The following is a 23,971-nucleotide window of genomic DNA, read 5'->3' as shown; positions in this document are numbered from 1 at the left end:
CGGAAAATTCCCGGTGAGTGTCTTGCGCGCCACTGTAGCGCCAAGTGCCGGCCCGATAAAGTCTGTTCATACCTCAACCGATGTAGGAGCCACACAGCATGACCAGCCTGGTTCGCGAAATTCCTGCCGCGCCGTCGGCCATTGCCCTGATGCACTTCAGCAACCGTCTGACCTTTGAAACCGATTGTTCCGACGTCTTCAGCAGCCAGGAGGCCGGTAACGTCGATTTTGTGCTGGTCGATGTGCGCGGTCCGCTGGCGTTCGAACGCGGTCATGTGCCGGGCGCGATCAACATCCCGACCCGTTGGCTGACCGCCGAGGGCCTGGCGGATTATTCGAAGAGCACACTGTTTGTGGTCTATTGCGCCGGCCCGCACTGCAACGGCGCCAACAAGGCGGCGGTGAAACTGGCGGCGCTGGGCTACCCGGTCAAGGAGATGATCGGTGGTGTGACCGGCTGGCTCGATGAGGGCTTTTCACTGAGCGTCGAACAGCCCGCCAATACCCCCATCGCCTGCGAATGCTGACTGTTTTGCAGGCACTGCCGCAGGCTGCGATCTTTTGCCTTTGTTTTTAGAATCAACAGCAAAAAGATCGCAGCCTGCGGCAGCTCCTACATGAGCACCAGGCAGCCTTTTTGAGGGTTTGTCCTACAGCCTTTGCACCATGTCGGCGCACCGTTGATCCCGGTCAACGCGTGCGCCGATTTTCTGTAAGTATTTGTCGCTTAAAAACAATTTGCCCTGTGCGCGCCGCCATAGACTTCCGGCCACTTCGGTTTTCGCTGCTCAATGGCCATGACCGAACGCCAATCGAAAGCTGCCAATAAAAGCCTCCGCACACAGGAGTAATAAATGAAGAAGCTAGTGATGTTCGGTGCCCTGGCACTGTCGATGTTGTCCCTGACCGCTGTGGCCGCAGACGCCAAGCCGATCCGCCTCGGGATCGAAGCCGCTTACCCGCCATTCTCGATGAAAACCGCTGACGGCAAACTGACCGGGTTCGACGTCGATATCGGCGATGCGCTGTGCAAGCAGATGGACGTCAAGTGCGTGTGGGTCGAGCAGGAGTTCGATGGCCTGATCCCGGCACTGAAAGTGAAGAAGATCGACGCGATCCTGTCTTCGATGACCATCACCGACGACCGCAAGAAAAACGTCGATTTCACCATCAAGTACTACCACACCCCGGCGCGCTTCGTGATGAAGGAAGGCTCCGGCGTGACTGACCCGCTGACTCAGCTCAAGGGCAAGAAAGTCGGCGTGCTGCGCGCCAGTACCCACGACCGTTACGCCAGCGACATGGCCAAGGACGCCGGGTTTGAAGTGGTTCGCTACGGCTCGCAGCAAGAAGCCAACCTCGACATGAAATCCGGCCGTCTGGACGCGATGCTGGCCGACTCGGTCAACCTGAGCGACGGTTTCCTGAAGACCGACGCCGGCAAAGGCTTCGAATTCGTCGGCCCGACCTACGAAGACGCCAAGTACTTCGGCGGCGGTGCTGGCATTGCGGTACGCAAGGGCGATACCGAGCTGGCCGAGAAATTCAACAAGGCCATCACCGAAATCCGCGCCAATGGCGAGTACAAGAAAGTCCAGGACAAGTACTTCGACTTTGACGTATACGGCCATTAATACGCTGTAGGAAAAAAGTGGCCCCGTTTGCGCGGTGGCCACTTTTTTTGTGCTCTGATTCATAGGAGAACTCTGTAGGAGTGAGCCTGCTCGCGATAGCGGTTTAACATTCAGCCACTTTAGTGCCTGACAAACCGCTATCGCGAGCAGGCTCACTCCTACAGAGGATCTGCGTGATCCAGCCATTCAGGAGTTTTCTCATGCAACGCATCGACCATGTTCTGCCCTGGAGCCACTTGGGCAGTGAGCGTTCCCTCAGTGTCTTTCGTTACGGCGCGGGCAGCCGCAAGGTCTATATCCAGGCCAGCCTGCACGCCGACGAGCTGCCGGGCATGCGCACCGCGTGGGAACTTAAACAGCGCCTCAATGAGCTTGAGCAGCAAGGGCGTCTGCAAGGCGTGATCGAGCTGGTGCCGGTGGCCAACCCGATCGGTCTCGACCAGCACCTGCAAGGCAGCCACATGGGCCGCTTCGAGCTGGGCAGCGGCAAGAATTTCAACCGCGCGTTTGTCGAACTCAGTGCCCCGGTGGCCGCGCGGATCGGCGAGCGGCTGGGCAGCGATGCCGAGGCCAACATTGCGCTGATCCGTCAGACCATGGGCCAGGTGCTGGATGAGCTGCCAGCCCCGGCCTCGCAACTCGAAGCACTGCACCGCCTGCTGCTGCGTCACGCCTGCGATGCCGACATTACCCTCGACCTGCATTGCGATTTCGACGCGGCGATCCACATCTACGCGCTGCCGCAGCACTGGCCGCGCTGGCAATCGCTGGCGGCGCGACTGAAGGCCGGCGTCGCGCTGTTGTGCGAAGACTCTGGTGGCAGTTCGTTCGACGAATCCTGCTCTTCGCCATGGTTGCGTTTGGCGCGGGCGTATCCGAACGCGGCGATTCCCCCGGCCAACCTCGCCACCACCCTGGAACTGGGCAGCATGGGCGACACCCGGGTCGATCAGGCGCAGGCCAATTGCGAAGCGATTCTCGGCTTTCTTGCCGAACAGGGATTCATCAGCGGCGAATGGCCAGCGGCGCCGCAGGAGTGCTGTGAAGGCATGCCGTTCGAAGGCACTGAATACCTGTTCGCCCCGCACCATGGCGTGGTCAGCTTCCTGCGCAATGCCGGGGAATGGGTCGAGCAGGGCGATGCGCTGTTCGAGGTGGTGGATCCGCTGAATGACCGCCTCACCACCGTCCGTGCCGGCACCAGCGGGGTGCTGTTTGCGATCGATCGCGGGCGTTATACCCAACCGGGGATCTGGCAGGCCAAGGTCGCTGGGCGTGAGCCGATTCGGGTGGGCAAGCTGATCAACGACTGAGTCCAGGCCTCACGCCGTCCAATGTAGGAGCTGCCGAAGGCTGCGATCTTTTTGATCTTGCTCTTAAAAGTCAAAGTCAAAAGATCGCAGCCTGCGGCAGCTCCTACAGGGGTGGGGCAGGTTAAGTCTGTTAGGCTCCACCGATGACCCCTGCATCCCGCGAAGGAAGGCTCTATGTTGAAGGCATTTGCCCTGTTAACCCTGCTGGTGTCCAGCGCCGTCCACGCGCAAACCACGCTGCAAAGCGACTTGCCATTGAAGTACATCGAACAGGTTCACCCAGACGCGAACAGCCGGCCGCTGGTGATTTTCCTGCACGGTTACGGCAGTAACGAAGCCGATCTGATCGGCATGAAGTTCCAGCTCCCGGCGCAGTACAACTACCTGTCGGTGCAGGCACCGCTGGCGTTGGGTGAGGGGCGTTTCCAGTGGTTTCGCAAGAAAGGCGAAGGCGCCTACAACGGTGAGACCGATGATCTGAAGGCCAGCGGTCAGAAGCTGCGGGAGTTTGTCGCCCAGGCGGCGAAGAAATATCACGCCAGCCCGGACAAGGTGTACCTGATCGGCTTCAGCCAGGGCGCGATGATGACGTACGAGGTGGGCTTGCGTCCGCCCGCAGCAGTCGGCGGCATCGCGGCGTTGAGCGGACGGCTGTTGCCGGTGTTGAAAACCGAGCTCAAGGCCGAGCAGCCACCGTTGCCGCTGAAGATCTTCATCGGCCACGGCACCGCCGATGATCGGGTGCCGTACCGCGACGGCACCGAGGCCAATGCGCTGCTGCAAAAACTCGCCTACATCCCCGAGTTTCACGCCTATCCCGGCGTCGGCCACAGCATCAGTGCGGCCGAACTGCGGGATTTGAACGCCTGGCTGCAGCAGCTCAATCCCTAAGGATCATTTGTCCTTGAGGATGGTTTTCACCAGCGCATCGTGACCGCGCTTGTCGCTGACCCGGGAAATCACCTGGACCAGCGCCATGCGCTTGCCGGACGCGGCGAGCAGGGTGGTGTTGAGGGTCTGGCCGCCGCCCTGGGTGGCGGTGCTGTCGACCTGACGCACACCGAGGCCACTGCTTTTCTGGGTCAGGCTTTTTTCGCTGAGCTTGTTGAAGTCCGGCAGGGCCTTGCGCTGGTCATCGATGAAACTCGCCAGGCTACCGTCGAGAAATTCATTGTCGTTGTCCTTGACGCTGGCGCCACCGGCGATCTGGTTTTCCGCCGCGATGACCACGGTCTTGGTGGCCTGGTTGGTGTACATCGTGCCCTTGGCACCGGTCGGGCCGGCCGGCAACGGGTCGGCGGTGAAGCCTTTGGGCAGGACGAACGTGAACTTGCCGTCGAGCATCGACACGCTGTTGGCCGGGGCTTTTTCCTTGGCCTTGGCCGCCTGGGCATTGAGGGCGCCGAGACCGGCGACCGCCGCCAGCAACAGGACGACGGCTTTCTTGCTGAGCAATGACATGTGAATCTCCGAGGGATGGTCGCGCCAGGGCGGCGATGATCCCACGGAGCGTGCATGGCATTCCAGCGCGGCCTGTCGCACAGGTATGGCGTCAGCCTTGGAGCTGTCGGCGTTTGGCCGGTGCTGGTCGGGCCAGCAGTTTGCGGGTGACCCCGAGCATCGCCACCGACACCGCGACAGCGGCGATGAATCCGCTGAGGCCCATGCTTGGCAGAGTCAGCGCCGACACCAGGCAAAACGTCGAGAACGAGTACATGCCGATCGCCGTCGCCCGCAGCAATGCTGCGGTAAACGCCGGGCCGCGGGTCTGTTGCGAGAACACCGCCATCACGCTGCCGAGCACCGGGAACACCGCGAGCAGGCCGCTCCAGCGCTCACCCACGGTGCTGGCAAGCATCGTCACCAGCAGCGTCAGCGCCGCTCCGGCAATCATCCGCCAGAGCAGTTTGTCCGACTTCGGCGCCGGGCCGTTCAGTGCAGGTTGTACGTGGGGGAACAGGTACGGCGCCGCCAGCAGGGCAGTCGCCGCCGCTGCGAGCGAAAACGCCAGCGACGGCGCAATCAGCGACAACACCAGCGCCAGCGCGGCCCACACGGACAGGGAAATCGTCAGCGCCCACGGCCAGTTCGCCCGCTGCGCCACCTGCGCATAGGTGGCGCAGAACGCGATCATTGCGAACATCGCCGACAGCGCCGCGACCGCCGATTGCGCGGCGAACAGTGGCCCTTGTTCGATGGCGAGAAAAAACAGAATCGGCCCGACCACCACCGGCAAACCCGACAGCCACCCGGCCACGCTCGGGCCCCAGCGCTTGCCGGCCAAGGAAATCAGCAATAGAAAACCGGGGATCAGAAGCAATTTGAGCATCAGCACGCGGGCGGCCTCGGGCAGGGAAGTGGCCAAGGTAACCGATTGGCGCATTGATCGACAATTTTTGTATACAAAGCCCTGAGCCGATATCCGCTATGCTCTGGCTATGAGGGTTTACCGGGAGTTGATGCCGCGATGAGCAAACCATCGAAGTTGCTGCGGGGGTGTTGTGGCATCGGCTTGTGGGCGTTGTTGCTGACGCCGACCTGGGCCAATTGGCAGGATGCCGTGCCCGGCGCGCAAATTATCGGCACCGGCAATTTCAGTGTGTTCGGCTTCGACGTCTACAACGCGCGGTTGTGGAGCGCGGCACGCCCGTTGTCCATCGAAAAGCCCTTCGCCCTGGAGCTGATCTACCAGCGCAAGATCTCCCGCGATGATCTGGTGCAGGCCAGCGTTGAAGAGATCAAGCGGCTGGCGGGCTCAAGCGTCAGTAAGGCGCAATTGGACAAGTGGCAAGGGCAAATGCAGCAATCGTTCGTCGATGTGCAGGCCGGCACGCGCATCACCGGGGTGTATTTGCCGGGGCAGGGTGCGCGGTTTTTTGTCGGTCAGCAGTTACAGCACGAGATTGATGACCCGCAATTTGCCCGGGCGTTTTTTGATATCTGGCTGGATCCGCGGACCCGTAACCCCGAGTTGCGTAAGCAGTTACTGGGTGTGAGTCGTTAAGATCAAAACATCGCAGCCTGCGGCAGCTCCTACAGTGCAACGCATTCCAATGCAGGAGCTGCTGAAGGCTGCGATCTTTTGCTCTTCAAGGGTTCAACTGAAACGTCTAAGCTGCGACTTTCCGACTTGTTTCTGGATGTGTGCGTGAAATTCAGCTTACCCAAAATCGCCACTGCGCCGTTCTGCCCGCCGGAAGTGGCCGGCAGTGTCGCGGTTGACCCGAACGCCTCGTTCTTCAAGCGCGTGCTGCGCTTCGCCGGTCCCGGCTTACTGGTGTCGATCGGCTACATGGACCCGGGCAACTGGGCGACCGCCATCGAGGCCGGTTCGCGTTTTGGTTACAGCCTGCTGTTCGTGGTGTTGCTGGCGAGCCTGGCGGGGATGGTCGTGCAGTGCCTGTGTTCGCGCCTGGGCATTGCCACCGGGCGCGATCTGGCGCAACTGTCCCGCGCGCGCTACAGCACGCCGACCGCACGCCTGCAATGGGTGCTGGCGGAAATCTCGATCATCGCCACCGACCTGGCCGAAGTGCTCGGCTGTGCCTTGGCCTTCCACTTGCTGCTCGGTTGTTCGCTGACCTTTGGCATCGCCCTGACCGCCTTCGACACGCTGCTGGTGCTGGCCCTGCAGAACCGTGGTTTCCGCCGCCTGGAAGCGATCATGCTGGTGTTGGTGGCGACCATCGGCGTGTGTTTCTTCGTCGAACTGGTGCTGATCAAACCTTACTGGCCGGACGTGTTCGCCGGCTTCAAGCCGTCGCTCTCGGCGATCAGCGACGCCGCACCGTTGTACCTGGCGATCGGCATTCTCGGCGCGACAGTGATGCCGCATAACCTCTACCTGCACACCTCGATCGTGCAGACGCGGATGATCGGCACGGACCTGGCGAGCAAGCAGGATGCGGTGAACCTGGCGCGCATCGACACCATCGGCTCGCTGGCCCTGGCGCTGTTGGTCAACGCGGCGATTCTGATTCTCGCGGCAGCGGCGTTTCACCAGTCCGGGCATACCGACGTGGTTGATATTCAGGACGCCTATCACCTGCTCGACCCGCTGGTCGGCGGCGCGCTGGCCAGTGTGCTGTTCGGTGTGGCCTTGCTGGCGTCGGGGCAGAGTTCGACCTTCACCGGGACCATCGCCGGGCAGGTGATCATGGAAGGCTATCTGAACCTGCGGATTCCCTGCTGGCAGCGGCGTTTGATCACTCGTGGGCTGGCGCTGATCCCGGCGTTCATCGGCGTGTGGCTGATGGGCGACAACGCAGTGGGCAAGCTGCTGGTGTTGAGTCAGGTGGTGTTGAGCCTGCAACTGCCGTTTGCGCTGTACCCGCTGATCCGCATGACCAGCGACAAGCAACTGATGGGGCCGTTTGTGAACCGGCTGCCGACCCGGGTGCTGGCGTGGGGGTTGTTTGCGCTGATCAGTGGGGCGAATGCGTGGTTGATTCTGCAGATGGTGGTGTGACTGAGGGTTTTGTAGCGTCTGAGCTGGCCCTATCGCGAGCAGGCTCACTCCTACAGTTGTAACGTGTTTCCCTGTAGGAGTGAGCCTGCTCGCGATGGGGTCGGCCGATTCAAAGAAAATTCTGGATAGATAAAAAAACACCCGGTGCAACGCAAGTCGCACCGGGTTTTTGTTGCCAGCGAGCAGCGGATGTCGTGGATCCACCGCCCGCTGTGAACTCGGGGGTTAAGCGCGTTCCAGCGCCAGCGCCACGCCCTGGCCGCCGCCGATGCACAAGGTCGCCAGACCTTTCTTCGCATCACGCTTGATCATCTCGTGCAGCAGGGTCACCAGCACCCGGCAGCCCGACGCACCGATCGGGTGACCGAGGGCGATGGCGCCGCCGTTGACGTTGACCTTGTCCAGATCCCATTGCAGGTCTTTGGCCACCGCCAGCGATTGCGCGGCGAAGGCTTCGTTGGCTTCGATCAGGTCCAGCTGGCCGATGTTCCAGCCCGCCTTGTCGAGGCAGCGACGGGTGGCCGAGACCGGGCCGATACCCATGATCGCCGGGTCAACACCGGCATTGGCGTACGCGGCGATTTTTGCCAGCACCGGCAGGCCCAGGGCCTTGGCTTTTTCGGCGCTCATCAGGATCACCGCAGCGGCGCCATCGTTCAGCGACGAAGCGTTGCCGGCGGTGACGCTGCCATCCTTCTTGAACGCCGGGCGCAGTTTCGCAAGGGATTCGGCGGTGGTGTCGCCGCGTGGTTGTTCGTCAACCTTGAACGCCAGCGGGTCGCCTTTGCGCTGCGGAATCAGGATCGGGGTGATCTCATCAACGAAGCGACCCGCCTCGACGGCAGCCGCGGCTTTGCGCTGCGAGGCGGCGGCGAAAGCGTCCTGTTGCTCGCGGCTGATCTCGTACTTGTCGACCAGATTTTCCGCGGTGATGCCCATGTGGTAATCGTTGAACGCATCCCACAGACCATCACTGATCATGGTGTCGACGATTTGCGCATGACCCATGCGCAGACCGGTGCGTGCGCCCGGCATCACGTAGTTGGACAGGCTCATGTTTTCCTGACCTCCGGCGATGATCACCTCGGCGTCGCCGCAACGGATCGCCTGCGCGCCCAGATGCAGGGCTTTCAGGCCGGAGCCGCAGACCTTGTTCAGGGTCATGGCTGGCACGGCGTGGGGCAGGCCGGCCTTGATCGCAGCCTGACGCGCCGGGTTCTGGCCGGCGCCGGCAGTCAGCACCTGGCCCATGATCACTTCATCGACCTGCGCACCGTCCAGACCGGTTTGTTCGAGCAACTGGCGGATCACCGCCGCGCCCAGATCCACCGCGGACACCGAGGCCAGTGAACCCTGGAAACTGCCGATGGCGGTACGGGTGGCGGCAACAATTACGACGTCTTGCATTTTCGAATTCCTCACTGGGCAGCGAACTGCATTTCCGGTACGTGATCCGGGACGATCAGTTTACCAGCGGTTTTGGCGACGATTTCCTCGACGCTGACGCCAGGTGCGCGTTCCTTGAGGACAAAAGCGCCATTTTCGATTTCCAGGTAGGCGAGGTCGGTCAGCACGCGCTTGATGCACCCGGCGCCGGTCAGTGGCAGGCTGCACCTGGATAACAGCTTGGACTCACCGTCCTTGGACGCGTGGGTCATGATCACGATGATGTTGTCGGCACCGGCCACCAGGTCCATGGCGCCGCCCATGCCCTTGACCAGTTTGCCGGGAATCATCCACGAAGCGATGTTGCCTTCGACGTCGACTTCGAACGCGCCCAGCACGGTCAGGTCGACATGCCCGCCACGGATCATCGCGAAGGATTCGGCGGAGTTGAAAATCGACGCGCCGATGCGGGCGGTCACGGTCTGTTTGCCGGCGTTGATCATGTCGGCATCGATGGTGTCTTCAGTCGGGAACGGACCCATGCCGAGCAGGCCGTTTTCCGATTGCAGCATGACTTCCATGCCTTCGGGAATGTAGTTGGCGACCAGGGTCGGAATGCCGATACCGAGGTTCACGTAGAAGCCGTCCTGCATTTCGCGGGCGACGCGCTGAGCCATTTGTTCGCGGGAAAGTGCCATGTTGTTGTTCTCCGTCTGGGCTTGAGTTATTTGCGGATGGTGCGCTGTTCGATGCGTTTTTCGAACGTGCCGCAAATGACCCGGTCGACGTAGATGCCGGGGGTGTGGATCTGCGACGGATCCAGCTCGCCGGGTTCGACGATTTCTTCGACTTCGACCACGGTGATCTTGCCGGCGGTGGCGGCCAGCGGATTGAAGTTCTGCGCGGTGTGACGGTAGATGACGTTGCCGAAATGGTCGGCTTTCCAGCCTTTGACGATGGCGAAGTCGCCGGTGATGGACTCTTCCATCAGGTACTTGCGCCCTTTGAATTCGCGCACTTCCTTGCCTTCGGCGACCGGGGTGCCGACGCCGGTGGCGGTGAAGAAGGCCGGGATGCCGGCGCCGCCTGCGCGCATTTTCTCGGCGAGGGTGCCTTGCGGGGTCAGGATGACTTCGATCTCGCCCTTGAGCAGTTGCTCTTCGAACAGTTTGTTTTCGCCGACGTAGGAGGCGATGACTTTGCCGATCTGGCGGTCGGTCAGCAGCACACCGAGGCCGAAACCGTCGACGCCGCAGTTGTTGGAGACCACGGTGAGGTCGCGGGTGCCCTTGCGCTTGATCTCGGCGATCAGGTTTTCCGGGATGCCACACAGGCCGAAGCCGCCGGCGATCACGGTCATGCCGTCTTCAAGACCTGCCAGAGCTTCCTCGTAGGAACTCACGCGCTTGTCGAAACCTGCCATATGCACCTCTTTTATTGTTTGTCGGGCGGCTGGCTAGCCGAATGACTGGAGTGTCTCGCTGGAGGATATATTTGTTAAGTTGATTTTTAAGGTTGATTAATAGATAAAACTCAACAATAGATTCCGTTTACCTGTAGGAGCTGCCGCAGGCTGCGATCTTTTGCTCTTGTCTTTCAACGTCAAACGATCGCAGCCTGCGGCAGCTCCTACAAGGATCAAGGCGTATTCAGTATGACCATCAAACAGATCCGCGCCTTTCTAGCCGTCGCCCAGAGCCTGAGCTTCGCCGTGGCCTGCGAGCGCCTGCACCTGTCGCAGTCGGCGCTGAGCCTGACCATCAAGGCGCTGGAAGAGGGGCTGGGCGGGCGGCTGTTCAGTCGCAACACGCGCAACGTCGCGCTGACCGCCGAGGGCGAATCGCTGCTGCCGCTGGCCCGGCGTCTGATCGCCGACTGGGACAACGCCGAAGACGAAATGCGCCAGCGCTTCAGCCTGCAACGCGGGCGGGTGACGCTGGCGGCGATGCCGTCGTTTGCCGGCAACCTGCTGCCGCCGATTCTCAAGACGTTTCGTGCGCGCTATCCGAACGTCAACGTCACGGTCAACGACGTGATCAACGAGCAAGTGCTGGAAATGGTCCGCGACCGGCAAGTGGAGCTGGGCGTGGCATTCGAACCGATGCAGAACACCGCGCTGACGTTTACCCCGCTGCACATGGACCGCTTTGTCGCCGTGGTGCCGCGGGATTCGGCGCTGGCCGGGCGCCGCGACATCGACTGGCAGACCTTGCTGCAGGAACCGTTCATTACCCTGCAACGTCCGTCGACGGTGCGCGTGATGCTCGAAGAACACTTGCAGGCCCGAGGCATGAAGCTGCCGGTGGAGTTTGAAAGCCATCAGCTGGCGACGGTCGGGCGCATGGTCGCCAGCGGGCTGGGGGTGAGTGCGGTGCCGGCGTTGTGTGCCGAGCAGATGCTGGAACTGGGTGCCTGTTGCCTGACCTTGAACGACTCGGTGGAGCGGGCGATTGGTGTGTTGACCGAGCCGGGCAATGAGCTGTCGGCAGCGGCGCAGGCGTTGTTCGATATTCTCAAAGCCGAACACTGAACTGCGATCCCATCCCTGTAGGAGCTGCCGCAGGCTGCGATCTTTTGACGTTGTTTTTAGAAGCAAGATCAAAAGATCGCAGCCTGCGGCAGCTCCTACAGGGGGCGTGCGGATTCAGGTGGTCAAGTGTTGCGCCAGCAACGGCAGCAGCTGTTCGCACGACGCCTCGATCTTCAAATCCAGCAAGTCATCGGCGCGGGTCTTGCCCAGGTTGATCGCCATCAACGGCTTGCGGCGATCGGCGATCACCCGGCACAAGCGAAACGCCGAATACGCCATCAACGACGAGCCCACCACCAGCAATCCTTCGGCATTTTCCGCTGCAGCCATGGCCCGAGCCGCTGTCGGCGGCGCCACGTTCTCGCCGAAGAACACCACGTCCGGCTTCATCCGCTCGCCTGCGCAATACGGGCACTGCGGGGTTTGAAAGCGTGCTTCGAACGCCGGATCGAGCAGCGTATCGCCGTCCGGCGCCTGCACCGCATCGACTCCGGCCAGGTACGGATTCTGCTCGACCATCCGCTGCTGAATGTCATCGCGTGCGCTGCGCTGACCGCAGTCCAGGCACAGCACGCGGTGCAGGCTGCCGTGCAGTTCGATCACATCCGGACTGCCGGCCTGATCGTGCAGGGTGTCGACGTTCTGGGTGATCAATCCGCTGATCTGCCCCTGGCGCTGCAATTGGGCCAGTGCGGTGTGCGCCGCATTGGGTTGCGCCTGACGCACCCGCGGCCAGCCGAGCATGGCGCGCGCCCAGTAGCGACGACGGGATTCGGGGGCGGCGAGAAATTCCTGATACATCATCGGCTGCCGACCCCGACGCACACCTTCACTATCGCGGTAATCCGGAATGCCCGACGGCGTGCTGATACCGGCGCCGGTCAGCACCACAAAGCCGCCATCGGCCATGGCCCGGTGCAGGGTGTCGAGGTGTTTGCGGGTCGGGCTGTCGAGCATGGTCAGCACTCCGGGGCAGATGAATGCCTTGCAGGTTAGCACTGACCTTTGTGGCGAGGGAGCTTGCTCCCGCTGGACTGCGCAGCAGGCCTGCCTTTGTGGGCGTTTCGCAAGCGCCCTCGCCACAGGTGATCGCGGTGAGCTATTTGCGTGCCTCCAGAATCAGATTGAACGGCGTCTGCGTCGCCCGGCGAAAGTGCTTGAACCCGGCCTCGGCAAACACCTTGCGCAAACGCATTTCACCGGCCTGGGCACCGAGACCGAGGCCAACTTCTTGCGACAGCGAATTCGGTGTGCAGATAAAGGTCGACGCTGCGTAAAACAGCCGTCCGACCGGGTTGATGTTGTCGTCCAGCGCGTCGTTGGCGAACGGCTCGACCAGCAGCACCGTGCCGTCGTCCTTCAACGACTCGTAGGCATGCCGGGCCGCGCCGACCGGGTCGCCCATGTCGTGCAGGCAGTCGAAGTAACAGATCAAGTCATAGTCGCCGCCCGGGTAGCTTTTGGCGGTGTCCTGGAAGAATGTCGCCCGGCTGCTGACCCCACCTTCTTCGGCGCGCTGAGTAGCAACGGTAATCGACGGGGCGTGGTAATCGAAGCCGACGAAATTCGAGTTGGGAAACGCCTGGGCCATGATCACCGTCGAAGCACCGTGACCACAGCCGATGTCGGCAACTTTGGCGCCGTGTTCGAGCTTCGCGACGACGCCTTCCAGTGCCGGCAGCCATTCAGCGATCAAGTGACCTTTGTAGCCGGGGCGGAAGAAGCGTTCGGTGCCGCTGAACATGCACGGATGATGATCGCCCCAGGGCAGGGCACCGTTGCCGCGCATGGCCTTGACCAGTTTGTCCTTGTCGTGGAAAAACGACGCCACCACACCGAGCCCGCCGGCGACGTACACCGGCGAGTCCTCGACGGCCAATGCCAGCGCCTGTTCTTCCGGCAGGCGAAACTGGCCATCTTGATGCTCCATGTAGCCGGAGGCAGCGTGGGCGCTGAGCCATTCACGCACCAGTCGGGGGTTGCAGGTGGTCTTTTCGGCGAGGGCTTGCGCGGTGATCGGCTGACTGTCGGCCATCGCCCGATACAGCCCGAGTTCTTCGCCAACGATGACGTTCGCCAGCATCGCGGCGCCGCCCATGTCGTTGACCAGTTTGCCCATGAATGCGTTGAGTCGGGCCTCGTCCATCACATGTGCTCCTCAAACAGGATCACAGTCCGGCGGCGTTGAAGGTCGAGGCATACCCCACCGGGCGGTGGTCATGGATGCGGGCAGGGCGATGGTTGCGTCCTGCAGCCCCCTCGACTGGGTCATCAGTCAGTCTAGCCGGGCCGGGGCAACCTGCAGGGTTTGTGGCTCACGTTATTTCCCTTGTGGGCCAGGAGCGTGGCAATTTCAGTTCAGCACACAAACCACCGCCCTCGCGATTGCTCAGGGTCAGCGAACCGCCGAGGGCCATCGCCAGTTGCTGGGCGATCGCCAGTCCGAGGCCGGTGCCGCCGGTGCTGCGGTTGCGCGAGTTTTCCACGCGATAGAACGGCTCCAGGACCTTTTGCAACTGGTCTTCGGCAATGCCCGGTCCGCGATCCATGACCTTGATGGTAAGGCCCGCGCCGGTTTCGACCTGCAATTGCGCCGCCCCGGAAAATTTCAGCGCGTTATCGGTGAGGTTCACCAGCACCCGGCGCAGGGCTTGGGGGCGGGTGTCGATCACTGCCGCGCTCTTGCCCTGCAACTGCACGTCCTTGCCCATGTCCTGATAGTCGAACACCAGGCTGTCGAGGAACGAGTCGAGGTCGGTGCGGCGGCTTTCCTCGGTCGAGCCGTGGATGCTGCGGGCGTACGCCACGCCTTCGCGCACCAGATGCTCCATCTCGCCGAGGTCATTGCACAGTTTGTCTTTTTCCACCGAGTCGTCCATGAACTCTGCGCGCAGCTTCATGCGGGTGATCGGGGTTTGCAGATCATGGGAAATCGCCGCCAGCAGTTGCATGCGCTCTTTCAGATACGCGGCGATGCGCGCCTGCATTGCGTTGAAGGCCCGCGCGGCGTGCGCCACTTCCGTCGGGCCTTGCTCATCGAGCATCACCGGGTGCGCGTTGGGATCGAGGGTTTCCACCGCGTTGGCGAGGCGGGCAAGGGGGCGGATGGCAATGCGCACCGCCAGCCAGGTGCAGGCGATCAGCAGCGCCAGTTGCCCGAGCAATACCCCTGGCAGCCACGGCGACAGCGGCGGCATGGCCGGACGCACATCGAGGGTCACCGGGCTGCCATCGCTGAGGCGAACATGGGCCTGAAAGTGTTTTTTCTCCCCGGCAAACCGAGTGAAGGTCAGCGGATGGGCACCGCCGATCGCGGCGGTGATCGAGGTCACGGCCACCGGCACCTCGTCGGCATCGGCGTCGAGCGGTGCACCGGCTTCGCCGTCGCTCAACAGATAGTCGTAGTTGGTGCGGGCCAGTCGGCTCAGCCAGGCGGGGCGTTCCTGCATGGGCAGGCGGTCGAGGATCGCGATCGAAGTCGAGACATCGCTTCGCATATTGCCGAGCATGGTGCTTCTGGCACTCTGGAAACGCTCGTAATACTGCGCGCCGAACGACAGCGCCTGAGCGAGGATCAGCCCGACCAGAAAGATCAGCGACAAGCGCGACGCCAGGGTGCGCGGCCACTGCAGTTTGAGGCTCATGCCGAGGCCCCGAGGATTTCTACCGGCAACGAGAACACATAGCCCTCACTGCGCACGGTCTTTATGTAAGCCGGTTCGCGGGCGTCGTCGAGCAGACGCTGGCGCAGGCGACTGACCAGCAGATCAATGGAACGGTCGAACAGATCGGCCTCGCGACCTTGGGTCAGGTTGAGCAACTGATCGCGACTGAGCACCCGCTGCGGGTGATCGAGGAACACCCGCAGCAAGCGGTATTCGGCGCCACTGAGGGCGACCAGCGTACCGTCCTGATCCAGCAGGTGTCGGGCCGAGGTGTCCAGTTGCCAACGACCGAAGGCCAGCAGGCGACCGCTTTCGGTGACCACCAGGTTCGGCGGCAACATGCGCGTACGGCGCAGCACGGCGTTGATGCGTGCCAGCAGTTCACGGGCGGCGAACGGTTTGGTCAGGTAATCATCGGCGCCCATTTCCAGGCCGATGATGCGGTCGGTTTCATCGTTGCGCGCGGTGAGCATCAGCACCGGCGTGGCCTTGTGCTTGCCCACGCGCAATTCGCGACACAGCTGCAGGCCATCGTCACCGGGCATCATGATGTCGAGCACGATCAGGTCGACGGTATTGGCTTCGAGAAAGCTGCGCATCTGCCGGCCATCGGCAACCACGGTGGTGCGCAGGCCGTTCTTTTTCAGGTAATTGCCGACCAGCTCGCGGATCTCGCGGTCGTCGTCGACGATGAGAATGTGATCGACATGTTCCATCGGAGAACCTCTATCAAAGGGCGATGCCGTGCAGTCTATCGAGACTGTTGCGGTTCGCCTGCCCGGGTTTGTATTGCAGTGTATCTGGCGCAACGCCGGATACACACCAACGCAAAAGCGCGAGTTTTCCAGGGCTTTGTATCGCTGTGTATCTCCGGGCGGCGGGGATACACAGCGAGTCATACCGAGCGTTTCCAGACACACACGCGATACCTCGGGCGCCTCAAATAGGCGCCATCGAGGCCCACACCGATGGCCTCGGCCCAAACCCCTACATGCCCCGAGGAAACCGCCATGACCAGCAAATCCGTGATCGCCGCCTGCCTGTTCGCCGCCCTGAACATTTGCACCCTGTCGGCCCGCGCCGAAGCCGATGCCAGCCCGCACACCTACACCTACGGCACACACCTGGACGTGCAGAAAGTGCTGTCGATGACCCAGGACACTTCGGTGACCTGCGGCATTGTCGATGCGCGCATGACCTACCTCGATTCGGCGGGCGAGACCCAGGTGCTGGATTACCGCAAATTCGCCGACGGCTGCAACAACGAGAACTGAGTGCTTATCGGCATCGACCGTCGCTGGCCATCCCTCTAAATGGCTCACAGGTCGCGCACCATGAGCCATGGGTCGTTGTCCCCGGCGCGGAAGTGCTCCAGCAGTGTCCAGCCGCGCTGACCCCGACGGTGTTTCGAGGGCTTTACAAAAGCTCGCCATTCATCGGCCCGGCGCCCGTTTTAAAGGCTCTTCGGACGATTGGCAGGGACGCCGGCGACCCTCCACGCGATAGTGAGTTGGCCAGTCCACCCACCTGCTGCGGAGCATGATTGATGAGCACCCCCATTGATCTGACGGGCCTGAAAGAACGCCAGAAAGTCGCCTGGGCCAGCGGCGACTATGCGCTGATCGGCACCACCTTGCAGATTGTTGGCGAAAACCTTGCCGAGGCCTGCGACCTGCGCTGCGATGAAGAGGTGCTGGATGTCGCCGCCGGCAATGGCAATGCCACCCTCGCAGCGGCGCGCCGGGGCTGTCGGGTGACCTCCACCGACTATGTCGCGGCGCTGCTGGAGCGCGGGCAGGACCGGGCGCGGGCCGAGCATCTGGACGTGACTTTTCAGGTCGCCGATGCCGAAGCGTTGCCGTTTGCCGATGACAGTTTCGATACGGTGCTCTCGACCTTCGGCGTGATGTTCGCCCCGGACCAGCCCACCGCCGCCACGGAGCTGGCGCGGGTCTGCCGGCGGGGCGGGCGGATCGGTCTGGCGAACTGGACACCGGAAGGCTTCGTCGGCCAGATGTTCAAGGTGCTGGGTCGCCACGTGCCACCGCCCGCCGTGGCCCAGCCGCCATCGAATTGGGGCACCGAAACGTGGTTGCACAGCCACTTCGACGAACGCCAGTTTTTGCTGCAGGTGACGCGCCGCAGCTTCAACTTTCGCTATCGCTCGGCGGCGCATTTCATCGACATTTTCCGCCACTGGTACGGACCGGTGCACAAAGCCTTCGCGGCGTTGCCACCGGAAAGCGCCTTGGCGCTGGAGAGTGATCTGGCGGATCTGTTGAACCGCTCGAACCGGGCAGGCGAGGGCTCGCTGGTGGTGCCGAGCGAGTATCTGGAGGTGGTCATTACCAAGCGCTGAATGGCGGAACAGCGCCAAACCCTGTGGGAGCGAGCCTGCTCGCGAAGGGGGTGCGGCAGCCGAATATTGCTCTGCTGACACACCGCCATCGAGAGCAGGCGCAAGCCTGCGGAAAACGTTTCAGTCTAAGATTTCGGACACTACGCCCGCACCGACTGCTCGACCGCCTTCACGGATCGCGAAACGCAGACCTCGCTCCATTGCGATTGGCTTGGTCAGTTCAACTGTGAGTGTCACATTGTCCCCCGGCATTACCATTTCACGGTCCCCTGGCAATTCGATCGATCCGGTTACGTCAGTCGTACGAAAGTAGAACTGGGGTCGATAATTATTGAAGAATGGGGCATGACGCCCGCCTTCATCCTTCGACAATACATAAATACTGGCGGTAAATTTCTTGTGAGGCTTGATTGATCCTGGCTTAGCCAGCACCTGGCCACGTTCAATGTCTTCGCGCTGGAGCCCGGCCAGCACAACGCCGGCATTATCCCCTGCCTTGGCCTGATCCAGCCGTTTGCGGAACATTTCGGCGCCAATGCAGGTGGTTCTTATCGTGTCCCGTAGGCCGACTATTTCCATTTCCTCGCCAACGTTGATAACACCCCGCTCAACGCGACCCGTCGCCACAGTACCGCGATCTGCAATCGAGAAAACATCCTCCACAGGCATCAGAAACGGTTTAGTTTCAGCTTTCGGGGCAGGAGAAAAGGTGCGCTGCATTTCGTCCAGCAGTTTCCTCACGGCACTGACGCCCATCAGACCCTGACCCTGGCCATTCAACGCCATCAACGCGGAGCCGCGTATGACGGGTACGTTGTCATATTGATGGGCACTGAGCAGGGTTTGTACGTCGACTGCTACTTTGTCAGCCTGAGTGTCACTGTCGCTTTCCCAATGGTTCAGGAAAACCACGATGTTTGAAACACCTGTCTGGCGTGCCAGCAGGATGTGCTCGCGGGTTTGCGGCGTTGGCCCATCTTTGACCGAGCAAACGAGGATTGCTCCATCGAATTGGGCTGCCCCGGTGATCATGTTTTTTACGTAGTCCGCATGATCCGGACAGTCCACATGCTCAAAGTAGAAACTGTTCGTTTGGTACTCTACGTGCGCAGTGTTGATGGTAATGCCGCGAGCTTTTTCCTCCGGTGCAGAGTCGATATCGCTGTAAGCCTTGGCTTGCCCACCAAATGCATTGGCGCAGACGGTAGCCAATGCGGCAGTCAGTGTGGTTTTACCGTGGCCTTTTTGTCCGAGGGTGCCGACGTTGATGATGGGTTTGTCAGTCTTGGCGACCATGATGATGAGCTCCCGTGAGTAGCGGCTAATCGAATTTTCGATTTCACGGTAGCGAGTTCAGCGTAACGGCGGCAGCTGTCAAAGTTGACAGTTGACGGTGATTCAAGGAGTGACTATGAGCGCCACTTAACACCGACTAATCAGCTGTTTTAATTGCGTTCAGCGCTAAATGGAAAGTGTTAGTAGTGAATGAGTCTAGAGGCATGATTAAGCATCATGGAGATCCCCCTGTGGGAGCGAGCCTGCTCGCGAATGCGCTGTGTCAGTACAATGAACTACTGACTGAATAAACGCCTTCGCGAGCAGGCTCGCTCCCACCGGGATGGTGTCTGGCTGCCCCGACCTATTTCACCTGCGACCGATCAAACCACTCCAGCGCCGTGCGCCAGATGCAGATCCCCAGGAAGTAAGCCGACATCAGCAACCACAAGCCCATCACCAGCGGGTTGATCACCGGGTGGTTGAGCACCAGCGACAGGCTGCACAGCAACCAGATCGCCGTCACCGCGATGTTGATCGGCATGAAGCGGCGCACGCGGAACGGGTGCAGGAATTTCATCCGCGTCACTGTCAACAGCGCCAGGCCTATCACGGTGAGGAAGGTGATCCACGGCCCCGGGCCAATGATGTACAGGCATAGGGCGACCACGTTCCACGCGGCGGGGAAGCCGACGAAATAGTTGTCCTTGCTCTTCATATTGACGTTGCAGAAACAGAACAGCGACGACACCAGAATCAGCGACACCGTCAGCAACAGGGTGTAGTCGGGCAGGGGAATGTAGCGGTAGATGAACAGCGCCGGGATGAACACATAGGTCAGGTAGTCGATCACCAGATCGAGGATCGAGCCGTCGAAACTCGGCAGTACCGATTGCACATTGACCTTGCGTGCCAGCGCACCGTCGAGACCGTCGACGATCAACGCCACGCCGAGCCACATCAGGCAGTGGGTCGGCTGGTTTTCCAGCAGCGCGAGGGTTGCCAGGAATGCAGTGACTACGCCGGTCGCGGTAAAGCCATGGGCGCCCCATGCTTTGAGCCTGGCGATGTGTACGGTCGATATCACAGGGGCGTTCTCCAGAAAAATGAAGCAAGCCGGGTATCACCCTTGGGCAAAGGGCGCCGGCAAACCGGGTCGGGGTTGCAGTTATCGACCGGTTTGGCCGGGATAAGGTTCACCACCTTTGAATCTTAGCTGGCTGTACAAAAAATACCTTGGCGAAATCCGCCGGTGTCGGCCAGACGGTGCTGGCGCGATGGCTGCGGCGGTCTATCGTTGCCTGACGCAGTCAATGCCAACGCCTGAGGACAAGATCATGAATACCAGCGATTTGCTCGAACAACTGCTGCGGGGCCAGGCCTCGACGGGACAACAAAGTGGTACCCCGGCCGGTGGTGGTCTGGGTGGGCTGGGCGGCTTGCTCGGTGGTCTGCTCGGCGGCGGTGCAAGTGGCGGCGCGGCGCAGTCCGGCGGCTTGGGTGGGCTGGGTGGCTTGCTCGGCGGTCTGCTCGGCGGCGGTAGCAGCGGTGGTTTGGGCGGCGCGCTCGGCGGCGCGCTGGGTGGCGGTACACAAAGCCGTTCTGGCGGTACCAACTACGCGGCGCTGGCCTCACTGGGGATGATGGCGTTCCAGGCGTATCAGGCCTGGCAACGCAGTCAGGCATCGGCCGCACCTCAACAGATTCCGCAAACGGCCAATCTGCTGGCCGGGCCCGAGGTCGAGGAACACAGTCACGCGGTGCTGCGAGCGCTGATTGCGGCAGCCAAGGCCGACGGTGAGATCGACGCCCGGGAGCAGCAGATGATCAAAGGTGAAATCAGCAAGCACACCGACGATCCGCAACTGCAGCAGTGGTTTGAAACCGAAGTCGCCAAACAGTTGGAAGCGGCCGAAGTCGCGCAGGCCGCCAACGGCGATCAGGGCATGGCCGCCGAAATGTACCTGGTCAGTGTGATCATGGTCGACGACCAGCAGGACGCCGAACGCAACTACCTGGATGAACTGGCCGCCGCACTGAAAATCGACCCGCAATTGCAGGTGCATCTGGAGCAGCAGGCCAAGGGGACTGTTTAAAGCAGAATCAAAAGATCGTCCGCACGCGGCCCGAACCTGCGGCAGCTCCTACAGAGGATCGGCGGTTTACTCCAGATACCTGTAGGAGCTGCCGCAGGCTGCGATCTTTTGCTCTTCAGAGCCAGATTGCGTCCCACAAAGGGTAATCACCCAATCGCTGCACCAGACCAGCCCGCAATGGATTCATGACGATATATCGGGCAGCCGCCTTCAAATCTTCATCGCGACGCAAGGCCCTGTCGTGATATCCACGTTGCCATAGGCCGCCCTGTCTACCGGACATCAAATTGATTGACCGGCAACTTCTTGCCTTTACACGACACATCAATTGCGCCAAAGACCCTCGTTTCAACTCGACCAGCCAATGCAGAGGGTCCGGCATGATCACCCAAGCCAAAGATTCAACCAATCCTGCCTCATCTGCCGCGCGCATCTGTGCAACCAACAATCGTCCGATTCTCCAGTCGGTAAAAACCGGCCGACGCTCTTCAACCACCGCCGTCAGCAAATAAACCCGCCCAACCTCCGAATAACGTCCCTTGCGCAAACTGCACGCTGTTGCAGCCTCAGGCATTCCATTGCCCCCCGTGATCATCGTCTTGGAACACTAGCGTTTCCTAGGCCAATCGCGAATCCAGCTCATTACACGATGTAAATGTAGGAGCTGCCGAAGGTTCGGGCCGCGTGCGGACGATCTTTTGATGTTCAAAAATCAAAAGATCGCAGCCTTCGGCAGCTCCTACAGGGGTCAAGTGATCGAATGAAAGAGAATTGGCGCTAATCAGGCCGTCCGTCAGGGCAATTTTCATGTCGATTGAATTTTTCTCCGTGGCGGTTGCTCTGCTGCTGTAGAGGCGTGAAACAACGCCCTGACAGGCCAACCGACCGAGACCCCTGACATGAATGCCCTGACTTCCCTGCAAGCGCCGAGTGCGCAGCAACAGCCGATCATTGCTGCTGGTGATCTGCGGCGTATTTATGAGGCGCTGCTGATCGAGGATCAGCCTGAAAATCTCGCGCAGGATTTTCTCAGCGAACAGTTGCAGCGCGCCGCGCAGTTGCCTGAGGCGCTGCCGCAGGATCCGTCTGCCTGGCAAGCCTGGGTCGCCGAGCACTGCACCGAGGTTGCCCGGCAATACGCCGACTATTTGCAACAGCGTCAGGCTGGCGGGCCGCGCCAATACTTCAGCAACAAGGCGCACGCGCTGTACTTTCTGCAAGCGGTGGCGCCGACCAAACTGGTTGATGGCGCGTGGCTGTACGGCTTGCTGGCGCAATGGCGCGACCCGCGTTTCGACGGATTGTTGTGCACCTATCTGGAAGAACTTGGCGACGGCAATCCTGCGCAGAACCATGTGGTGATCTACCGCAAACTGCTCGCCGAGCACGGCCTGCAGGACGCCAGCGCTATCGCCGATGAACGCTACCTGCAAGGCGCGTTGCAATTGGCGCTCGGCGCTTGTGGCGAGGCCTTGCTGCCGGAGGTGATCGGCTACAACCTCGGTTACGAACAATTGCCCCTGCACTTGCTGATCAGCGCCTATGAACTCAGCGAGTTGGGCATCGATCCGTACTACTTCACCCTCCACGTGACCATCGACAACGCCAGCACTGGCCATGCGCAAAAAGCCGTGCAGTCGGTGCTCGACCTGCTGCCGCTGGAGGCCGATCGTGGCGAATTCCTGCGCCGGGTGTCGCTGGGGTATCGACTCAATGACCTGGGGCAGGGCAGTCACGCGATCATCGAGGGTTTTGATCTGGAACACGAAGTACTGGCGATGCTCGAGCGCAAGCGTCCGTTCGGTCAGCACATGCACTCGGACTACTGCCGCTTCGAAGGCAAAACCGTCAATCAGTGGCTGGCCACCCCCGAGCAGTTGCCCGGGTTCCTGCAGGCGATGCAGGACAAAGGCTGGATCAAACGCAACGAGGACCCGCAGGCCAGCCGCTTCTGGCAGTTGATCGACGGCGACGGTGCGGCGATGTTCGGCGTGTTCAGCCCGTATGAAAAACAGCTGCTGCACGACTGGATTGCTGGCGACTGGACGCCATCCGACCAACGCAAGGCGCCAAGACGCAGCCGTCAGGTTGCAACCCCGGACGCCGCCGTCCCCGAACACGATCCCGATGTGCAACGCCTGAGCGCCGCCCTGCAAGGTCAGGACGGCCACGCGCAGATGGCAACGCTGATCCCGTGGTTGTCACCGGCCCGGCATGCCCACCCTGCAGGGCTGCTCGCAACCCGTCGCTTCATCGAACTCAAATCCAGCCTGCGCTAAGGACATTTTCATGAATCAGGAAGAACAACTGTCTGCCAACGATCTGACACTGCTGCAACTCGGCCGGCGCTTGCAGGCCGACGGCTACCGCTTCATCACGCCAACGCCGTTGACCCATCAGCGGGTCAATCAGCGTGACGAAGGGCAGGTGGCCGATACCCTGCGCGATGTGTTTGGTTGGTCGCGCCCGTTCGAACCGGGGCTGTTGTCTGCTGACGAGCAGCGGCAATTGCAGGAAGCCCAAGTGATCGATGTTTACGACGGCCGCTTGAAGAGCCGGGTGCGCTGGTCGAGCCTGGATGACTTGCTCTTCGTTCACTCCGGGTTTCCCACCGATGCTGCCGATTCGGTGTTTTTCGGCCCGGACACTTACCGTTTCGCGCAACTGATTCACGCGCATCTGCAACAGAGCTTCGCGCCGATTCAACGTGCCGTGGACATCGGCTGCGGCGCGGGTGTCGGGGCTATTCTGATTGCCCGCGCGCGGCGTGAAGCCGAGGTGCTGGCGGTGGATATCAATCCCGCTGCGCTGCGCCTGACCGCAGTCAACGCGGCGTTGGCCGAGGTTGCCAACGTCCAGGTGCAGGCCAGCGATGTGCTGCAGGGCACCGACGGCAGCTTCGACCTGATTGTCGCCAACCCGCCGTTTATGGCCGATCCGGCCGGGCGCGCTTACCGCAATGGCGGTGGCACGCTGGGTGCCGGATTGTCGTTGCGCATCGTCGAGCAGGCGCTCAATCGGTTGGCGCCCGGTGGTTCGTTGCTGCTGTACACCGGCGTGGCGATGGTCGATGGCCGCGATCCGTTTTTCGACACCGTTGTGCCACGGCTGGACTCGGCGCGGTTCGGCTGGACCTATCGCGAGCTGGATCCCGACGTGTTCGGTGAAGAATTGTTGAACCCCGGTTACCAGCGTGTGGACCGGATCGCCGTGGTCGCGCTGACCGTGACCCGCATTGGCTGACA

The 23,971-nt window shown here is 61.4% G+C and carries 24 protein-coding genes; 12 read left to right on the top strand and 12 right to left on the bottom strand.

The window, feature by feature from the left end; translation table 11 throughout:
* Positions 1-98 precede the first annotated feature (98 nt).
* The 4 genes from J5M57_RS01505 (at position 99) to J5M57_RS01490 (ending at position 3,838) form a co-directional block, all read left to right on the top strand.
* Positions 99-527: a rhodanese-like domain-containing protein gene (locus tag J5M57_RS01505; RefSeq protein WP_169841287.1), complete on the top strand. Its 429-nt coding sequence runs from the start codon at positions 99-101 to the stop codon at positions 525-527.
* A gap of 327 nt (positions 528-854) precedes the next feature.
* Positions 855-1,634, top strand: coding sequence for an ABC transporter substrate-binding protein (locus tag J5M57_RS01500; RefSeq protein WP_064588083.1), 780 nt, complete (start codon positions 855-857; stop codon positions 1,632-1,634).
* Between the two features lie 200 nt (positions 1,635-1,834).
* Positions 1,835-2,947 (top strand): M14 family metallopeptidase, encoded by a 1,113-nt coding sequence (locus tag J5M57_RS01495; RefSeq protein WP_207849891.1) that lies wholly within the window; start codon positions 1,835-1,837, stop codon positions 2,945-2,947.
* 174 nt (positions 2,948-3,121) lie between these two features.
* A complete protein-coding gene (locus J5M57_RS01490) occupies positions 3,122-3,838 on the top strand; it encodes a prolyl oligopeptidase family serine peptidase (RefSeq protein ID WP_207849890.1) in 717 nt (238 codons plus the stop codon).
* Positions 3,839-3,841: 3 nt separating this feature from the next.
* On the opposite strand, the gene J5M57_RS01485 is transcribed toward J5M57_RS01490, so the two are convergent.
* Both J5M57_RS01485 and J5M57_RS01480 read right to left on the bottom strand, forming a co-directional pair.
* Positions 3,842-4,408, bottom strand: a complete 567-nt coding sequence (locus J5M57_RS01485; protein ID WP_207849889.1) for a hypothetical protein — start codon at positions 4,406-4,408, stop codon at positions 3,842-3,844.
* 91 nt (positions 4,409-4,499) lie between these two features.
* Positions 4,500-5,282, bottom strand: coding sequence for a hypothetical protein (locus tag J5M57_RS01480; RefSeq protein WP_207849906.1), 783 nt, complete (start codon positions 5,280-5,282; stop codon positions 4,500-4,502).
* Positions 5,283-5,414: 132 nt separating this feature from the next.
* Between J5M57_RS01480 and J5M57_RS01475 the strand changes: the two genes are divergently transcribed.
* The gene (locus J5M57_RS01475) at positions 5,415-5,951 is read left to right on the top strand and encodes a chalcone isomerase family protein (protein ID WP_207849888.1); all 537 of its coding nucleotides are present in this window, start codon (positions 5,415-5,417) and stop codon (positions 5,949-5,951) included.
* Between the two features lie 144 nt (positions 5,952-6,095).
* Positions 6,096-7,415 (top strand): Nramp family divalent metal transporter, encoded by a 1,320-nt coding sequence (locus J5M57_RS01470; RefSeq protein WP_207849887.1) that lies wholly within the window; start codon positions 6,096-6,098, stop codon positions 7,413-7,415.
* Between the two features lie 225 nt (positions 7,416-7,640).
* Here J5M57_RS01470 and J5M57_RS01465 read toward each other — a convergent pair whose 3' ends face one another.
* From J5M57_RS01465 to J5M57_RS01455, 3 genes are read right to left on the bottom strand one after another with little or no spacing between them, the layout of a single operon-like run.
* Positions 7,641-8,822, bottom strand: coding sequence for an acetyl-CoA C-acetyltransferase (locus tag J5M57_RS01465; RefSeq protein WP_207849886.1), 1,182 nt, complete (start codon positions 8,820-8,822; stop codon positions 7,641-7,643).
* Between the two features lie 11 nt (positions 8,823-8,833).
* Entirely contained in the window at positions 8,834-9,499 is a 666-nt protein-coding gene (locus J5M57_RS01460; protein WP_083368698.1) for a CoA transferase subunit B, read from the bottom strand.
* Between the two features lie 26 nt (positions 9,500-9,525).
* Positions 9,526-10,224, bottom strand: coding sequence for a CoA transferase subunit A (locus J5M57_RS01455; protein ID WP_207849885.1), 699 nt, complete (start codon positions 10,222-10,224; stop codon positions 9,526-9,528).
* Between the two features lie 231 nt (positions 10,225-10,455).
* Between J5M57_RS01455 and J5M57_RS01450 the strand changes: the two genes are divergently transcribed.
* A complete protein-coding gene (locus tag J5M57_RS01450; RefSeq protein WP_207849884.1) occupies positions 10,456-11,331 on the top strand; it encodes a LysR family transcriptional regulator in 876 nt (291 codons plus the stop codon).
* 114 nt (positions 11,332-11,445) lie between these two features.
* Here the strand turns inward: J5M57_RS01450 and J5M57_RS01445 are convergent, their stop codons facing one another.
* From J5M57_RS01445 to J5M57_RS01430, 4 genes are all read right to left on the bottom strand, one after another.
* Positions 11,446-12,288, bottom strand: coding sequence for an NAD-dependent protein deacetylase (locus J5M57_RS01445; RefSeq protein ID WP_207849883.1), 843 nt, complete (start codon positions 12,286-12,288; stop codon positions 11,446-11,448).
* 142 nt (positions 12,289-12,430) lie between these two features.
* Positions 12,431-13,477 carry a class I SAM-dependent methyltransferase gene (locus J5M57_RS01440; protein ID WP_207849882.1) on the bottom strand — a complete coding sequence of 349 codons (1,047 nt, stop codon included), beginning with the start codon at positions 13,475-13,477 and terminating at the stop codon, positions 12,431-12,433.
* Positions 13,478-13,646: 169 nt separating this feature from the next.
* Positions 13,647-14,975 (bottom strand): ATP-binding protein, encoded by a 1,329-nt coding sequence (locus tag J5M57_RS01435; protein WP_207849881.1) that lies wholly within the window; start codon positions 14,973-14,975, stop codon positions 13,647-13,649.
* Positions 14,972-15,712, bottom strand: coding sequence for a response regulator (locus J5M57_RS01430; RefSeq protein WP_169841298.1), 741 nt, complete (start codon positions 15,710-15,712; stop codon positions 14,972-14,974). The genes J5M57_RS01435 and J5M57_RS01430 overlap by 4 nt, the downstream gene beginning before the upstream one ends.
* A 294-nt stretch (positions 15,713-16,006) precedes the next feature.
* Here J5M57_RS01430 and J5M57_RS01425 point away from each other — a divergent pair, with 294 nt between their 5' ends.
* Together J5M57_RS01425 and J5M57_RS01420 are read left to right on the top strand one after the other, a co-directional pair.
* Positions 16,007-16,270 carry a DUF2790 domain-containing protein gene (locus J5M57_RS01425; protein WP_207849880.1) on the top strand — a complete coding sequence of 88 codons (264 nt, stop codon included), beginning with the start codon at positions 16,007-16,009 and terminating at the stop codon, positions 16,268-16,270.
* A gap of 272 nt (positions 16,271-16,542) precedes the next feature.
* On the top strand, positions 16,543-17,355 hold the full coding sequence (locus J5M57_RS01420; protein WP_207849879.1) for a class I SAM-dependent methyltransferase: 813 nt from the start codon (positions 16,543-16,545) through the stop codon (positions 17,353-17,355).
* Positions 17,356-17,475: 120 nt separating this feature from the next.
* Here the strand turns inward: J5M57_RS01420 and tuf are convergent, their stop codons facing one another.
* Complete coding sequence (gene tuf / locus J5M57_RS01415) at positions 17,476-18,651, bottom strand: elongation factor Tu (RefSeq protein ID WP_169841301.1); 1,176 nt, start codon at positions 18,649-18,651, stop codon at positions 17,476-17,478.
* A gap of 343 nt (positions 18,652-18,994) precedes the next feature.
* Positions 18,995-19,717 carry a phosphatidylcholine synthase gene (pcsA, locus tag J5M57_RS01410; RefSeq protein WP_169841302.1) on the bottom strand — a complete coding sequence of 241 codons (723 nt, stop codon included), beginning with the start codon at positions 19,715-19,717 and terminating at the stop codon, positions 18,995-18,997.
* Between the two features lie 250 nt (positions 19,718-19,967).
* Between pcsA and J5M57_RS01405 the strand changes: the two genes are divergently transcribed.
* Positions 19,968-20,726, top strand: coding sequence for a tellurite resistance TerB family protein (locus tag J5M57_RS01405; RefSeq protein WP_207849878.1), 759 nt, complete (start codon positions 19,968-19,970; stop codon positions 20,724-20,726).
* 115 nt (positions 20,727-20,841) lie between these two features.
* Here J5M57_RS01405 and J5M57_RS01400 read toward each other — a convergent pair whose 3' ends face one another.
* Complete coding sequence (locus tag J5M57_RS01400) at positions 20,842-21,300, bottom strand: transposase (protein ID WP_207849877.1); 459 nt, start codon at positions 21,298-21,300, stop codon at positions 20,842-20,844.
* A 325-nt stretch (positions 21,301-21,625) separates the two neighbouring features.
* Here J5M57_RS01400 and J5M57_RS01395 point away from each other — a divergent pair, with 325 nt between their 5' ends.
* Together J5M57_RS01395 and J5M57_RS01390 are read left to right on the top strand one after the other, a co-directional pair.
* On the top strand, positions 21,626-23,005 hold the full coding sequence (locus J5M57_RS01395; RefSeq protein WP_207849876.1) for an iron-containing redox enzyme family protein: 1,380 nt from the start codon (positions 21,626-21,628) through the stop codon (positions 23,003-23,005).
* A 10-nt stretch (positions 23,006-23,015) separates the two neighbouring features.
* Positions 23,016-23,969, top strand: coding sequence for a class I SAM-dependent methyltransferase (locus J5M57_RS01390; protein ID WP_207849875.1), 954 nt, complete (start codon positions 23,016-23,018; stop codon positions 23,967-23,969).
* Positions 23,970-23,971 lie beyond the last annotated feature (2 nt).

This window comes from Pseudomonas sp. 86_A, assembly GCF_017491705.1.
Lineage (GTDB): Bacteria > Pseudomonadota > Gammaproteobacteria > Pseudomonadales > Pseudomonadaceae > Aquipseudomonas > Aquipseudomonas koreensis.
Note: the sequence above shows the minus strand (reverse complement) of the source record. Positions and strands in the feature narration are given on the sequence as shown.